The 14,645-nt window shown below is 55.9% G+C and carries 15 protein-coding genes; 9 read left to right on the forward strand and 6 right to left on the reverse strand.

Annotated elements, in window-relative coordinates:
* Nucleotides 1-247: 247 nt before the first annotated feature.
* Nucleotides 248-1,720, reverse strand: coding sequence for a molybdate ABC transporter ATP-binding protein ModF (gene modF, locus IAE30_RS25650; RefSeq protein WP_200681249.1), 1,473 nt, complete (start codon nt 1,718-1,720; stop codon nt 248-250).
* Nucleotides 1,721-1,796: 76 nt separating this feature from the next.
* On the reverse strand, nt 1,797-2,579 hold the full coding sequence (gene modE / locus IAE30_RS25655) for a molybdenum-dependent transcriptional regulator (RefSeq protein ID WP_038648139.1): 783 nt from the start codon (nt 2,577-2,579) through the stop codon (nt 1,797-1,799).
* A 117-nt stretch (nt 2,580-2,696) separates the two neighbouring features.
* On the opposite strand from modE, the gene IAE30_RS25660 reads away from it, so the two are divergent.
* The 4 genes from IAE30_RS25660 (at nt 2,697) to modC (ending at nt 5,505) form a co-directional block, all read left to right on the forward strand.
* Nucleotides 2,697-2,855, forward strand: a complete 159-nt coding sequence (locus IAE30_RS25660) for an AcrZ family multidrug efflux pump-associated protein (protein WP_013508338.1) — start codon at nt 2,697-2,699, stop codon at nt 2,853-2,855.
* A 129-nt stretch (nt 2,856-2,984) separates the two neighbouring features.
* Nucleotides 2,985-3,758 (forward strand): molybdate ABC transporter substrate-binding protein, encoded by a 774-nt coding sequence (gene modA, locus IAE30_RS25665; protein WP_038648134.1) that lies wholly within the window; start codon nt 2,985-2,987, stop codon nt 3,756-3,758.
* Nucleotides 3,755-4,447, forward strand: coding sequence for a molybdate ABC transporter permease subunit (modB, locus tag IAE30_RS25670; RefSeq protein ID WP_038648131.1), 693 nt, complete (start codon nt 3,755-3,757; stop codon nt 4,445-4,447). Before modA ends, modB begins: the two co-directional genes overlap by 4 nt.
* Nucleotides 4,447-5,505 (forward strand): molybdenum ABC transporter ATP-binding protein ModC, encoded by a 1,059-nt coding sequence (gene modC / locus IAE30_RS25675; RefSeq protein WP_045833541.1) that lies wholly within the window; start codon nt 4,447-4,449, stop codon nt 5,503-5,505. The genes modB and modC overlap by 1 nt, the downstream gene beginning before the upstream one ends.
* Nucleotides 5,506-5,725: 220 nt before the next feature.
* Here the strand turns inward: modC and IAE30_RS25680 are convergent, their stop codons facing one another.
* Entirely contained in the window at nt 5,726-6,544 is an 819-nt protein-coding gene (locus tag IAE30_RS25680) for a pyridoxal phosphatase (RefSeq protein WP_200538911.1), read from the reverse strand.
* Between the two features lie 149 nt (nt 6,545-6,693).
* On the opposite strand from IAE30_RS25680, the gene pgl reads away from it, so the two are divergent.
* Nucleotides 6,694-7,689 (forward strand): 6-phosphogluconolactonase, encoded by a 996-nt coding sequence (gene pgl, locus IAE30_RS25685; protein WP_200681250.1) that lies wholly within the window; start codon nt 6,694-6,696, stop codon nt 7,687-7,689.
* A gap of 46 nt (nt 7,690-7,735) precedes the next feature.
* Here pgl and IAE30_RS25690 read toward each other — a convergent pair whose 3' ends face one another.
* A complete protein-coding gene (locus IAE30_RS25690; protein WP_038648122.1) occupies nt 7,736-8,212 on the reverse strand; it encodes a kinase inhibitor in 477 nt (158 codons plus the stop codon).
* Nucleotides 8,213-8,281: 69 nt separating this feature from the next.
* Nucleotides 8,282-9,574, reverse strand: a complete 1,293-nt coding sequence (bioA, locus tag IAE30_RS25695; RefSeq protein WP_038648119.1) for an adenosylmethionine--8-amino-7-oxononanoate transaminase — start codon at nt 9,572-9,574, stop codon at nt 8,282-8,284.
* An 87-nt stretch (nt 9,575-9,661) separates the two neighbouring features.
* Between bioA and bioB the strand changes: the two genes are divergently transcribed.
* From bioB to bioD, 4 genes are read left to right on the forward strand one after another with little or no spacing between them, the layout of a single operon-like run.
* On the forward strand, nt 9,662-10,693 hold the full coding sequence (bioB, locus tag IAE30_RS25700; protein WP_200681251.1) for a biotin synthase BioB: 1,032 nt from the start codon (nt 9,662-9,664) through the stop codon (nt 10,691-10,693).
* Nucleotides 10,693-11,844: an 8-amino-7-oxononanoate synthase gene (gene bioF / locus IAE30_RS25705; protein WP_200681252.1), complete on the forward strand. Its 1,152-nt coding sequence runs from the start codon at nt 10,693-10,695 to the stop codon at nt 11,842-11,844. Before bioB ends, bioF begins: the two co-directional genes overlap by 1 nt.
* Nucleotides 11,828-12,583, forward strand: a complete 756-nt coding sequence (bioC, locus tag IAE30_RS25710) for a malonyl-ACP O-methyltransferase BioC (RefSeq protein WP_038648112.1) — start codon at nt 11,828-11,830, stop codon at nt 12,581-12,583. Before bioF ends, bioC begins: the two co-directional genes overlap by 17 nt.
* Nucleotides 12,580-13,251 carry a dethiobiotin synthase gene (gene bioD / locus IAE30_RS25715; RefSeq protein ID WP_038648110.1) on the forward strand — a complete coding sequence of 224 codons (672 nt, stop codon included), beginning with the start codon at nt 12,580-12,582 and terminating at the stop codon, nt 13,249-13,251. Before bioC ends, bioD begins: the two co-directional genes overlap by 4 nt.
* Before the next feature lie 200 nt (nt 13,252-13,451).
* On the opposite strand, the gene IAE30_RS25720 is transcribed toward bioD, so the two are convergent.
* The gene (locus IAE30_RS25720; protein WP_034821129.1) at nt 13,452-14,168 is read right to left on the reverse strand and encodes an ABC transporter ATP-binding protein; all 717 of its coding nucleotides are present in this window, start codon (nt 14,166-14,168) and stop codon (nt 13,452-13,454) included.
* Between the last annotated feature and the right edge of the window lie 477 nt (nt 14,169-14,645).

Below are 14,645 nucleotides of genomic sequence, written 5' to 3' on the forward strand. Positions count from 1 at the left end.
GGCGGGCCCCAAAGCGTGATCCAGTCTGGATAAATGGTATCGTTTACACAAGGTGACGATTCTCATTTTGTGGGGTTATAGCGCGAGTTTGCTGAAATACCAGGCGGGTAAATGGTAGCGGTTACATCGGCTGTTCAATGAAGTGCATATCAATGCGCACACGACAATGCTTAAGGGTTTAGCTGACGACCGGATAGAAGCATGAATATGCCCCTACGATGCAGGGGCGGGGTGGATGACAACGAGGTTATCGCAAATCGTCCTGCTGGAATCCGTACCCTTCATCTTGTTTCACAAAACTCAGGCGGTGAGTAATACACTGCGGCGCATCTTCGGCATGGTGTGAGACAAACAGTAACTGCGTTCGTCCTTCACCGATCAGCACATCAACAAAGCGGCGGACCAACTGGCGATTGATCGGATCCAACCCCTGCAGCGGCTCATCGAGAATCAACAAGGTGGGGTGTTTTACCAGTGCCCGCGCAATCAGCACCAGGCGCTGCTGGCCCCATGACAAACCGTGGAACGGTGCATCAGCCAGATGATTATCCATGCCCAGCAGTGCCAGCCACTGGCGCGCCAACGCTTTCTGGCGGTCTGATGCGGGCTGATACAAGCCTATCGAATCGAAAAAGCCGGAAAGCACCACGGTGCGCACGTTACAGCTAACACGGTAATCGAGGTGCAAACTGCTACTGACGTAGCCGATGTGCTGCTTGATGTCCCAGATGGTTTCACCGCTGCCGCGACGAATGCCAAACAGGGTTAAATCGTTGCTGTAGCCTTGTGGATGATCGCCGGTCACCAGGCTCAACAGGGTCGATTTTCCCGCGCCGTTGGGCCCCACAATTTGCCAGTGCTCGCCGGGATTCACCTGCCAGCTTAGCCCCTCGATCACCGCTTTATCGTTATACGACACCACGCCATTACGCAGAACAACACGCGGCGCATCTTCCGCCAGTTGGGGTAACTGATCCGGTGCATCCGCTTCTGGCAACGCCATGCCATCGAGTTTCTCACTGTGCGCCAGTTGTGCCACCAGCGCTTCTGCCAGTATCGCCTGGCGCTCGCCCAAGTGCGTCAGGGTGCACTCAGCAAGCACACCGACTTGTTGCACAAAGTCAGGAATATCGTCAAAGCGGTTGAGGACCAACACCACAGTAAAACCCTGCTGGTGCAGATCGCTCAGCGTCTCCGCCAGGCTGGCGCGTGAGGCCACATCGAGTCCATCGAAAGGCTCATCAAGAATCAACAAATCCGGCTGCGCCATCAGCGCCTGGCACAACAGCGTTTTGCGCGTTTCGCCGGTGGAGAGGTATTTGAAGCGACGATCAAGCAGATAGGTGATGCCAAACTGCTGGGCCAGTGCCTGGCAACGTGCTGCATCTTTGACTTCATCCTGAATGATCTGTGCGGCGGTGCGACCAGTATCGTCTTCGCCCTCACTCAGCAGATCGGTGTTATTACGTTCCCACTCCTGCGCCACCAGCTTCTGTAACTGCTCCAGTGAGAGGCGTGTGCGACGCTGAAAATCCTGCGTGACCGTGCCTTTACCTGGTGAGAGTTCACCGGAAAGCGCTCGCGCTAACGAGGATTTGCCGCTGCCGTTGGCGCCGACAAAGGCCCAACTTTCGCCGCTGTTGAGGATAAGATCGTTAAGGGACAGTGCTCGGGTGTCGCTAAGGTGAAATATGCCTTGCGAAATTTGCAATGAAGCCATGATTCATTCCGTTTTATGCATCGTGTTACTCAGTTGTAGCGAGCGACGCAGACGAAGTCAAATCATGGCCTTGATTTCAGAGCAGTGTGGCGATGATGGCGTGTTCAGCATTAAAACTGGCGGTCACACTATCGCCTGGCTGCAGATTCTGCTGTTGCACCTGCGCGTTGTTCACCGTTGCACACAGGGTTTCACCACTCGGCAATGTCATCAACACTTCGCTCACCTGTTCACCCGGCTCGATCGCGCTTATCGTCACCTGCAATTGATTATCACTGTTTAGGGCATCACGGCTCACCTGTATCCATGGCGCTTTAATCAGTACTAATACCTCTTTGCCGCTGTCGAGCTGCAGGCGCTCAGCGCTGCGTTCGGTGATCGCCACCTGCAACCGTGTGACGCCGTCGGCCAGCAGCACATCAAAGTGTTGCTGCACCTGCTGATGGTCGCGCGCCATGACCGTACCAAACAACTGATTTCGTGCGCTGGTTTGCAGCGAGAAACGCGCAATCGCTGCCAGCAGGCTGTCCAGCGGCAGGCTGTCGTTTTGCAGCGCATCAAAGGCTTTCTGCTGAATCTGTTCCATTAGCTGAAACAGCTGAATCAGACGTTCACCATAACGGGTCAACTGCGCACCGCCGCCGCCTTTGCCACCGGTGGCGCGGTCAACTAAGGTTTGATCAGCCATCTGATTCATATCGTTGATGGCGTCCCAGGCGCTTTTGTAACTGATACCCGCTAATTTAGCGCCCTGGCTGATGGAGCCGGTTTCCTGAACGCGCTTAAGCAGTTCAATGCGGCGTGGGTCGGCAAACAGCTTGTGCTGAAGACGAATGTGTAGAGAAAGTTCTGCCTGCATGTCAGCTCCTTAAGTTAGTGCGACAAGTGTAAGGCCAAAAGTAAAAGCACGAAAAGGGCAGTGCGTTTTTTTCCCTAACCGTTACAATCACTTTTTTATTTTCTGCGTGAGGTTTCCATGCTGGAACTGCTTAAAAGCCTGGCTGTGGCTGTCATCATGGTGCCAATTGTGATGGCCATTATGCTCGGTCTGATTTACGGCCTGGGTGAAGTGTTCAACGTCATCTCCAAATTTGGCCGCCGCGACGATCGTCCTGCCAACAGCTCGCAACACTGATTTTACAAGCGCCCGCACCCAGCGGGCGTTTTTTCTTTAACTTCCCCTCAATCCTGCCGATATTAAGTTCATGACAGCATTTGTTCCCACGTTGTATTATCGAATATATAACGTAACAAGGAGTAAAAAATGCTGAAAATCAATTACCGTTGGGCCGCTGTTACCGTATTGACTGTTTCCATGGCCGGTCACGCCGTGGCGGCAGAGAAGATCACTGTGTTTGCTGCGGCATCGTTAACCAATGCGATGCAGGATATTGCCTCGCAATATCAGAAAAAGAGCGGCCTTGAAGTGGTATCGTCCTTCGCTTCCTCCTCCACGCTGGCGCGTCAAATTGAGCAGGGCGCACCGGCCGATCTGTTTATCTCTGCCGACCAGCAGTGGATGGACTATGCAGTGGATAAAAAGAGTGTGGTGGAGAACACGCGCTACACGCTGCTGGGCAACGATTTAGTGTTGGTGGCACCGAAAAGCGACAGCGCAAAAGCGGTGACCATTAATGCCCAAACCGACTGGAAAAGTTTGTTGAAAGGCGAACGTCTGGCGGTGGGCGACCCGGATCATGTTCCGGCCGGAATTTATGCGAAGGAAGCGCTGCAAAAACTGGGCGCGTGGGACAGCATCTCGACGCAACTGGCTCCGGCGAATAATGTTCGTGCGGCACTGGCGCTGGTAGAACGCAATGAATCACCTTTTGGCATCGTGTACGGTTCTGATGCGGTCGCCAGTGACAAAGTGCAGGTGGTAGGACGTTTCCCGGATGATAGCCACAAGCCAGTGGAATATCCGATGGCGGTGGTAAAAGATCATCAGAACGCAACGGTTGAAGCCTTCTACAAATATTTGCAGGGGCCGGATGCCGCTGCTGTGTTTAAACAGTATGGATTTGCGCCGAAGAAATGATACTCAGTGATCCCGAATGGCAGGCCGTTTTTCTCAGCTTAAAAGTTTCCAGCGTAGCGGTGCTGTTGAGTTTGCCGTTTGGCATCATGATGGCATGGATTCTGGCACGTTGCCGGTTTCCAGGTAAAACCTTACTCGACAGTCTTATCCATTTGCCGCTGGTGTTGCCACCGGTCGTGGTGGGATATTTGTTGCTGATTGCACTGGGCCGACGTGGATTTATCGGCGAGTGGCTATACGACTGGTTCGGCTTCACCCTGGCCTTCAGCTGGCGCGGGGCGGTACTGGCTTCGGCAGTGATGGCTTTCCCGCTAATGGTGCGCGCCATTCGTCTGGCGCTGGAAGCGGTTGATACCAAACTGGAACAGGCAGCGCGCACGCTGGGGGCCGGTCGCTGGCGCGTGTTTTTTACGATCACCTTGCCGCTGACGCTGCCGGGCATCATTGTCGGCACCGTTCTCGCTTTCGCTCGCTCATTGGGTGAATTTGGCGCCACCATCACCTTCGTTTCAAATATCCCCGGCGAAACGCGCACCATTCCCTCGGCGATGTTTACCCTGATTGAAACCCCCGGCGCAGAAGGTACCGCCGCCCGCTTGTGTGCGGTGGCGATTGCGCTGGCGCTGTTATCGCTGGTGGCCTCTGAACTGCTGGCACGCTGGGGCCGTAAGCGGTTAGGGGCTGCCTGATGCTTAATCTCAATATTTCCCAGCTGCTGGGCGATCACCAACTGGACGTCAACGTGCAGGTGCCCGGCAGCGGCATTACGGCTATTTTCGGTGTATCCGGTGCGGGCAAAACATCGCTGATCAACGCGATTGGCGGTTTGACACAACCGCAAAGCGGCCAGATTCAGCTCAACGATCGTCTGCTGTTTGATTCGGCGACGCAGGTCAATCTGCCACCGGAAAAACGCCGCGTTGGCTACGTGTTCCAGGATGCACGTCTCTTCCCACACTATCGGGTACGCGGCAACCTGCAATACGGGATGGCTGCGGCGATGAAGCCACAGTTTAACGCGCTGGTGACTTTGCTTGGACTGGAGCCTTTACTGAGCCGCTTTCCGGCGTCGCTGTCAGGTGGTGAGAAGCAACGTGTGGCGATTGGCCGTGCGCTGCTCACCGCGCCAGATATTTTGTTGATGGATGAGCCGCTGGCGTCGCTGGATTTACCACGCAAGCGCGAATTGATGCCGTATTTGCAAAAGCTGGCGAAACAGGTCGATATTCCAATTCTCTATGTCTCTCACAGTCTGGATGAAATTCTGCAACTGGCGGACAACGTGCTGGTGCTCGACAACGGCAAAGTCAAAGCCTTTGGTTCGCTGGAGAAAGTGTGGAGCAGTGCAGCCATGCGCCCGTGGCTGCCGATTGCCGATCGCAGCAGCGTGCTGAGAGTGCAGGTGCTGGAACAGCATCCTGATTATCCGATGACGGCACTCTCACTGGGCGATCAGCATATCTGGGTAAGCCGTGTTAACCAGCCGCTGAAAACGGCACTGCGCATTCGTATCGCTTCTGGAGATGTTTCACTCGCTTTGCAGCCGCCACAAAACACCTCGGTGCGCAATATCCTGCCAGCTCAGGTGGTCGAGTTATTAGAGATTGACGATCAGGTTGAAGTGAAGCTGCGCATTGGCATTAGCGAGCTGTGGGCGCGGATTTCGCCGTGGGCGCGAGACGAGTTGGGGATTCGACCCGATCAGTGGCTTTATGCGCAAATTAAGAGCGTGGCGATCACGGCATAGTTAGGGGCATGATCAATAACGGCCCAGAGTCATTTGTAAGGTGTGCATTTATCCACTACTGCTGGTCATTTAAGTGCGTTTCGGTTGCCATTAATGGCTACCCTACAAAGTTGGTGCGGTTTTCGTAGGGGTCGCATTCAGGCGTACCGGATTAAATATGCTCTCATTGGCCTAAGTTAGCGGCATTAGCGCATTTATGCACACCTGTTAAATCAGAGAGTTATAGAACCTCTTTGTAAATCACTTCGGCAATACCCGGCTCCAGATTGGTGCCAATCACCTTTTTGGCGCGCGCTTTAATCGCCTCGTCAGCATTGCCCATCGCCACGCCTAAACCGACCTGTTCCAGCATGCTGAGATCGTTGTAGTTATCGCCGAACGCCAGCACATCCTGCATGCTGAAGCCCTGACTCTCAACCCACTGTGCCAGACGTTTGCCTTTGCTGTTGCCTGCCTGAGCGATATCAACCTGATCGTGCCACGACCATTCGCACGCCAGGCCGAGCTCCGCTTCGGTGCGTTCCGCAAACTGCTGCAATGCATGCGTGTCAGGATGGGAAAGCGCGAATTTCCAGATGGATTGCGCATCCAGCGCCGCCTGCGCCAGGCTTGGCACCTGCAGGAACAGGGGACGCTGCGCTTCCGGCAGGGATTGTGCCCAGTTCAGGGTGCGGGTCACATGGCCAGTCGGCTCTTGATACAGCATGGCATCATCGACATACAGCAGACCGTGAATGTTTTCCTGATCGAGCATCTCAATGACGCGGGTCGCCTGGCTTTTCTCCAGCGGGTCGGCAGCGAGTACCTTCTTCGCTGCATAATCGTACAAGTAGGTGCCATTACAGCAGATTGCGGGTGTATCCAACTGCAGCGCCTGATAAAAAGGATGAATCGCGCAGTGGTGGCGACCGGTAACGATGAGCACTTTGACACCCGCCTGTTGTGCGCGGGCTAAAGCTTCGATCGATTCAGGCAAAATGGTTTTTGTGGGGGTCAGCAGGGTGCCGTCAAGGTCAAGGGCGATTACGCGGTAGCTCATTACACTTTCCGTCCGGGAGTTAGCAAAGCGTTAAGTCTACACCCGGCAGCGGCCCTGAGACAAAAAACAGGGCACAAATGAATCCAGCGCGGCAATATGAAACGCGCTACAGTTATCCCTTTCATCAGGCAGCGAATAAGGAAAAACGCATGAAACAAGTCGTGTATACCGCCAGTCCAGAGAGCCAGCAGATCCACGCATGGCAGTTGCAGGAAGATGGCGCACTGACGTTATTGCAGGTCACGGACGTGGCCGGTCAGGTGCAGCCGATGGTGGTGAGCCCGAAGAAAGATTTCCTCTATGTCGGCGTTCGTCCGAATTTTCGCGTGTTAGCGTACCGCATTGCGGCCGATGGTTCCCTGAGTCTGGCGGGTGAAGCGCCGTTGCCGGGCAGCCCAACGCATATTTCGACCGATCGCCAGGGTAACTATCTGTTCTGCGGCTCCTACAACGACGCGTGCGTCAGCATCAGCCCGATCGACAGCGACGGTTTACCGCAAGCCCCAAGCCAGGTGATTGGCGGCATGGATGGCTGCCACTCAGCCAATATCGATCTCAGCAACCAAACGCTGTTTGTACCGGCACTGAAGCAGGATCGTATCTGCCTGTTCCAGCTCAATGCGGATGGTACTCTGACACCGCGCGAGCAAGCGCAGGTAACTACGGTTGAAGGTGCAGGCCCGCGTCATATGGCTTTCCATCCGAATGGCGATTATGGCTATGTGGTCAATGAACTCGACAGCACCGTAGATGTGTGGGCATTGAACAACGTGCACGGTCAGGTTGAGCGCGTGCAGAGTCTGGATATGATGCCGAAAGATTTCAGCGATACGCGCTGGGCGGCCGATATCCATATCACGCCAGACGGCCGTTTCCTCTATGCCTGCGATCGCACCAGCAACACCATTACCGCATTTAGCATCAGCGAAGATGGCTCAGTGCTGGCGATTGAAGGTTATCAGCCGACCGAAACTCAGCCGCGCGGCTTCAATATCGATAACAGCGGTCAGTATCTGGTGGCGGCAGGGCAGAAGTCGCACCATATCGAAGTCTACAAGATTGCCGATCGCGGTCTGTTGCAACCGCTGGCGCGTTATGCGGTGGGGCAAGGCCCGATGTGGGTGGTGATTCACACCCTGGATTGATCTGAATCCAGGTTGAGAAACGGCGCCTTTTGGCGCCGTTTGCATGTTAAGAATACATCACCGTGATTGATGCACTCGCCAGTGCATGGAAATGCACATTAAAGCCTACCATAGCGCCGCTCGCGCCGGCGTCGACATCAATCTTATCGGTGCCCATCGCGTGCACGGTAAAGATGTAGCGATGAGATTCGCCCTGCGGTGGTGCTGCGCCGCCGTAGCCGGTTTGTCCGAAATCGGTACGGGTTTGAAGTGCACCTTGAGGCAGTTCGACCACGCCTGAACCAGAGCCTTGCGGCAACTCGGTAACGTCCGCCGGAATATTCGCCACGACCCAGTGCCACCAGCCAGAACCGGTCGGTGCATCAGGATCGTAACAAGTCACCACAAAACTTTTGGTCCCCGCGGGCACATTATCCCACGCCAGATGCGGTGACAGGTTATCGCCTTGATAACCCATGCCGTTGAATACGTGTCGCTCTGGCATCTTATCGCCATCGTTAAAATCCTGGCTAACTACGCGCATGACTTCTCCTTTTCCGTTGTGCAGTGTGTCCTCCATCATGGTGGAAAACACGCGGCACTTCCAGTTAGCTTAAGGCAGGAAATGCGCCTCAACGTCCAATGCCGCGCGCACCGCCTGGGTTAACTGCGCCAGCTCTGTGGCAGAAATCAGATAAGGTGGCATCAGATAGATCAGCTTGCCGAACGGCCTAATCCATACGCCACGCTCGACAAAGAATTGCTGCAGTGCCGCCATATTGACCGGTGAACGCGTTTCAATCACACCAATCGCGCCCAGCACGCGTGCATCCACCACCGCATGATGCTCACGCAACGGCAACAACTCACGACGCAATTGCTGTTCAATCGCCGCCACCTGCGCGGGCCAGAGCCCCTCGTTGATCATCGTCAGGCTTTCAATGGCCACCGCACAGGCCAGCGGATTACCCATAAAGGTCGGGCCATGCATAAAGCAGCCTGCCGCACTGCGGCTGATGGTGTCGGCGACTTCACGCGTGGTCAGCGTGGCGGAAAGCGTCATGGTACCGCCGGTGAGTGCTTTACCGAGGCAGAGAATGTCTGGCGTAATCCCGGCGTGTTCGCAGGCAAACAGCTTGCCGCTGCGGCCAAAGCCGGTGGCGATCTCATCGGCAATCAGCAGGATGCCGTAACGGTCGCACAGCTCACGTACCTGTTGCAGGTAGCGCGGGTGATAGAAACGCATGCCGCCCGCTCCCTGCACAATGGGTTCAAGGATCACGGCGGCAATCTCGCGATGGTGCGTCTCGGCTAACCGGGCGAAATCGGCGAAGTCCGCTTCGTTCCATGCATCATCAAAACCGCACTGCGGTGCGGCAGCAAACAGATGTTCTGGCAGATAGCCGCGCCACAGGCTGTGCATCGAATTTTCCGGATCGCACACCGACATTGCGGCAAAGGTATCGCCGTGATAGCCACGTTTTAACGTCAGGAATTTTTGTCGCGTTTCACCGCGCCCCAGCCAGTACTGCAACGCCATTTTCATCGACACTTCGACGGCAATCGACCCCGAATCGGCGAGGAACACACACTCCAGCGCTTCCGGTGTCATGGCAACCAGCTGGCGGCTCAGTTCAACGGCTGCCGGATGGGTAATACCACCAAACATCACGTGTGACATCTGCGCCATTTGCTGCGTCAGCGCCTTATTGAGACGAGGATGGTTATAGCCGTGAATCGCTGCCCACCACGACGACATGCCGTCGACCAGTTCGCGTCCATCGGCCAACTGAAGCTGGCAACCGTGCGCCGCGACCACCGGATAACAGGGCAGGGGATCGCGCATTGACGTGTAAGGATGCCAGATATGCTGGCGATCAAAGTGGAGGTCGTCTTGGGTGAACATCGATCTTGTAAACCATTTTGAAAAGATTTAGTTTACGAGTATAACCACGTTAATCGTCGGGATGAACCCCTTTTTTTGGAGTAAGCAATGGCAAACCGCTGGACACTGACACAAGCCCAGGCACTGTTCGATAAACCTTTCCTTGAGCTGATGTTCGAAGCGCAGCAAGTTCACCGTCAACATTTTGACCCGCGCCAGGTGCAGGTCAGCACCTTGCTGTCGATCAAAACCGGTGCCTGCCCGGAAGACTGTAAATACTGCCCGCAGAGTGCGCGCTACAAAACCGGGCTGGAGTCCGAGCGGCTGATGGAAGTGGAAGCGGTGCTGGAATCGGCGCGTAAAGCGAAAGCGGCAGGATCCAGCCGTTTTTGCATGGGCGCTGCGTGGAAAAACCCGCACGAACGCGACATGCCGTATCTGGAGCAGATGGTGCAGGGCGTTAAAGCGATGGGCATGGAAACCTGTATGACGCTGGGCACGCTGGAAAATACGCAAGCGGCACGCCTTGCCAAAGCGGGACTCGATTTCTACAACCACAACCTTGATACCTCGCCGGAATTCTACGGCAGCATCATCACCACGCGCAGCTATCAGGAACGCCTGGATACGCTGGATAAAGTGCGCGGCGCAGGCATCAAAGTCTGTTCTGGCGGCATCGTCGGGCTGGGTGAAACCGTGAAAGACCGCGCTGGCTTGCTGGTGCAGCTGGCGAACCTGCCAACACCGCCAGAAAGCGTGCCGATCAACATGCTGGTGAAAGTGAAAGGCACGCCGCTGGCCGATAACGATGACGTTGAGCCGTTCGACTTTATCCGCACCATCGCCGTGGCGCGCATCATGATGCCATCGTCGCATGTCCGCCTGTCCGCAGGACGTGAACAGATGAGCGAGCAGACTCAGGCGATGTGCTTTATGGCGGGTGCCAACTCGATTTTCTATGGCTGCAAACTGCTGACCACGCCAAACCCGGAAGAGGACAAAGATCTGATCCTGTTCCGCAAGCTGGGTCTTAATCCAGAACATACCGCCACGACTGCCGGTGATAACGAACAGCAGTATCATCTCAGCGAGCAGTTGGTGCACGCCGATACCGAGCAGTTCTACAACGCGGCGGTGTGATGGTCTGGTCATCACGCATCGAACAGGCGCTGACGGCGCGACGTGAAGCCGATGGCTGGCGACTGCGGCGCCGGGTTGAACACAACAGCGTGCGTGAGATAACGCTGGAGGGGCGTACCTACCGCCATTTTTCCAGCAATGATTATCTCGGGCTGAGCCAGCATCCAGCGGTGATTGCGGCCTGGCAACAGGGCGCAGCAGAAGCGGGTGCGGGGGCTGGCGCATCGGGACATGTCACCGGCTATAGCCGTCATCATGCACAACTGGAAGAGCAGCTGGCTGACTGGCTGGGCTACAAGCGTGCGCTGCTGTTTATCTCTGGCTTTGCCGCCAACCAGGCGGTGATCCACCTGCTGGCGGAAAAGCAGGATCGTATCCTTGCCGATAAGCTGGCGCATGCTTCGTTACTGGATGCGGCCAGCCACAGCCCGGCGACGTTACGCCGCTTTGCGCATAATCAGCCAGAGAGCCTGGCGAAGCTGCTGGCTACCCCGCCAGAAGGCGGCACGCTGGTGGTGACGGAAGGCGTATTCAGCATGGATGGTGACAGCGCACAGCTCGCCGCCCTTGCGGAACAGACGCGGCGCGCCAACGGCTGGCTGCTGGTGGATGATGCGCACGGCATTGGCGTATGTGGTGAGCAGGGGCGCGGCAGTTGCTGGCAGCAAGGCGTGAAGCCGGAACTGCTGATTGTCACCTTTGGCAAAGGCTTCGGCGTCAGTGGTGCCGCGCTGCTGTGTGATGATGCCACGGCGGATTATGTCGAGCAATTTTCACGCCATCTCATCTATTCCACCGCGATGCCACCGGCGCAGTGTTGTGCGCTGCTGGCGGCATTGCAGCAAATTCAGCAGGGCGATGCGTTGCGTGAGCGGCTAAACAGCCACATTGCGCGGTTCCGCGCCGGTGCCGCTGATTTGCCCTGGCAGCTGATGCCATCGAACAGTGCGATTCAGCCGTTGATCGTCGGTGAAAATAGCGCGGCGCTGGCGTTATCACAACGGCTGGCGCAAGCCGGATACTGGGTCAGTGCTATTCGTACACCGACCGTACCACCGGGCACGGCACGGCTGCGTATTACGCTCACGGCTGCTCATCATCATGACGATATTGATCGTCTGCTGGAGGCGCTGTATGACGCTGCAGGTTAACAAGCAAGCCGTTGCCAAAGCATTTGGCCGTGCGGCACAGCATTATGAGCAGCATGCCGAACTGCAACGCCTGAGCGGCGATGCGCTCCTGGCACTGGCGCCTGCGGGTTTCGGGCCGCATCTGCTGGATGCGGGTTGTGGTACCGGCTGGTACAGCCGCTACTGGCGCGATCGTGGGCGCGAACTGACGGCGCTGGATCTCTCCAGCGTGATGCTGGATGCCGCACGAGAGCAGCGCTCGGCGCAGCACTATCTGCAAGGCGATATCGATAACCTGCCGCTGCCGGATGCGTGCGTTGATGGTGTATGGAGCAATCTGGCGGTGCAGTGGAGTAGCGATCTGCGTCTGGCGCTGCATCAGTTCCTGCGCGTCACGCGGCCAGGGGGGAGCGTGCTGTTCTCGACCTTGCTTGATGGCTCCCTGCATGAAGTGCATGAAGCCTGGGCTAGGTTAGATGGCCGTCAGCACGCCAACCGATTTCTCAGTGCAGCACAGTTCTCTGCCGCTCTCACTGGCTTACCGGCACAGTGCCAGCCGCAGATTATCACGCTGCATTTCCCCAGCGCGCTGAGTGCCATGCGTTCTCTGAAAGGCATTGGTGCCACGCATCTGCACGACGGACGTGGCGCGCAGCCGCTCACGCGCTCGCAGCTCGCGCAACTGGAGCAGTACTGGCCGCAGGATGCGCAGGGTTATCGCCTTAGTTATCACCTGATGTATGGAGTTTTGCATAAATGACACGCTGGTTTATTACCGGAACGGATACCGAAGTGGGGAAAACGGTCGCCAGTGGCGCACTGTTGCAGGCGGCAAGCGCAGCGGGATTACGTACCGCAGGATACAAGCCTGTGGCATCGGGCTGTGAGATCACCCCTGAAGGCGTGCGCAACAGCGATGCGCTGGCGTTGCAGCGCTACAGCAGCCTGACGCTCAGCTATGAGCAGGTTAATCCAGTGGCATTTGTCGAGCCGACGTCACCGCATATTGTCAGCGCGGAAGAGGGCAGGCCGATCGCTTTTTCTGCCTTATCCGCCGGATTGCGTGCGCTCGAGCAGCAGGCCGAATGGGTATTGGTAGAGGGCGCGGGTGGCTGGTTTACGCCGTTATCCGAGACGCAGACCTATGCCGACTGGGTCGAAGCAGAACAGCTGCCGGTGATTCTGGTGGTGGGTGTAAAGCTGGGTTGTATTAACCATGCGATGCTGACAGGGGAAGCGGTGAAGGCGCGTGGGTTGCGGTTAGCCGGTTGGATTGCCAATGATATTCAGCCGCCGGGTAAGCGACATGCTGAGTATATGGCCACCCTGCGTCAACGTATTGATGCACCGTTTCTCGGTGAAATTCCCTACCTGGACAGTGAAGCACAACAGGCCGAGTGCGGTCAGTATTTGACGTTGCCGCAATAATGAACCTGTTTAAGATGCGCTTCCATGCGCACTCTGGTTTATATCGCCCGTAGGATCGTTATGAATGGCGAACCTATCTCAGGTGCGCAACAATGCGCACCTGACGTCATTTCGTCCGTAGGGCCGCCATAGACCCGCACCTTCAATGTCAGATTATGAACCAGCATTTGGGGTGCAGTTGATTGATGGCGACCAGGTCATCAGGTCGCTGTCAGCCACTTATTCACCGTCACATCATCCAGCAAAGCGACCTTACCCTGCGCCACATTGCGACCACGGTGAAGCAGCAGGAAATAGTCTGCCACGCGGCGGATGAAGGAGACATGCTGCTCCAGCAGCAAAATGGTCAGGCCGTAATCGCGATTAAGACGGCGGATCAGGTTGCCCATCTCCTCTTCCAGCCACGGAGACATCCCTTCGGTCGGCTCGTCCAGAATCAGTAGCTTAGGTTGCAGCACTAATGCACGCGCCAGTGCCAGCTGCTGCTGTTGATCCATCGGCAATTCGCCACTGCGCTGATGACGCAAGGAATAGAGTGCCGGGAACAGATCAAATACCATTTCAGGAATGGCGCGGCTGCGATCGTCCTGGGCGGCCATCAGGGCGATCATTAAATTATCTTCCACGCTCATCTGCGAAAAGATATGGCGACCTTGCGGCACATAACCGATCCCCATGCGCGCACGCTGTTCAGCGGGCTGCAGCAACAAATTCTCGGGTGGCGAGCCATCTTCCTGCCAGATCATCGAGCCACTGTTAATGGGCAAGCGACCCATAATGCAGTTCACCAGCGTGGTTTTGCCCATGCCAGGACTGCCCAGCACACCCGTACAGGTACCGGGCGGCAGATCGAGATCCACATCCCACAGGATATGGTTGTGACCGTAGAACTGATTCACCGAACGTAAACTCAGCATCTGACATACTCCTTCCAGATTATTTGCCTGAATGCTCCCGCTCTGTGTCGTCTGGCATACAGTCGTGCACGATTAGGGTGGACACTGCTGTTGTTAGCTCGCAAGGCAAGCCGTATGGACTCGTCACTCCATGGTTAAACTACTGCAATTACCAGGCCAGGTTAGTGGGACGAGGCATTCTGCGTCAGAATCAGGTGAAAGCGGGCTTAAAAGGTGAGTAATGCTTAATAATTCCACTGGGTAATAACCTGGCTGCACTTTGACGGTGCTGAATGCTTAACGTTTCTGGTGCATCTGTTCACTGATAAGGCAATCACTGAAGAAATAAGTGGTCTCAAGGTACGGTTTTTACGACAACAATGGTGCTTGACTTGCGAAAAGGATAGTTAAAGCGGTTTAAGGCAGGCGGAAAAAAAACGCAAAAAAAAATATTTCGCACGCCAGGATAAGAGCGGAGAAAATTATACACAGCTGATG

Source organism: Pantoea sp. S61 (assembly GCF_016625145.1).
In the GTDB taxonomy this organism is placed as follows: Bacteria; Pseudomonadota; Gammaproteobacteria; order Enterobacterales; family Enterobacteriaceae; genus Pantoea; species Pantoea rwandensis_B.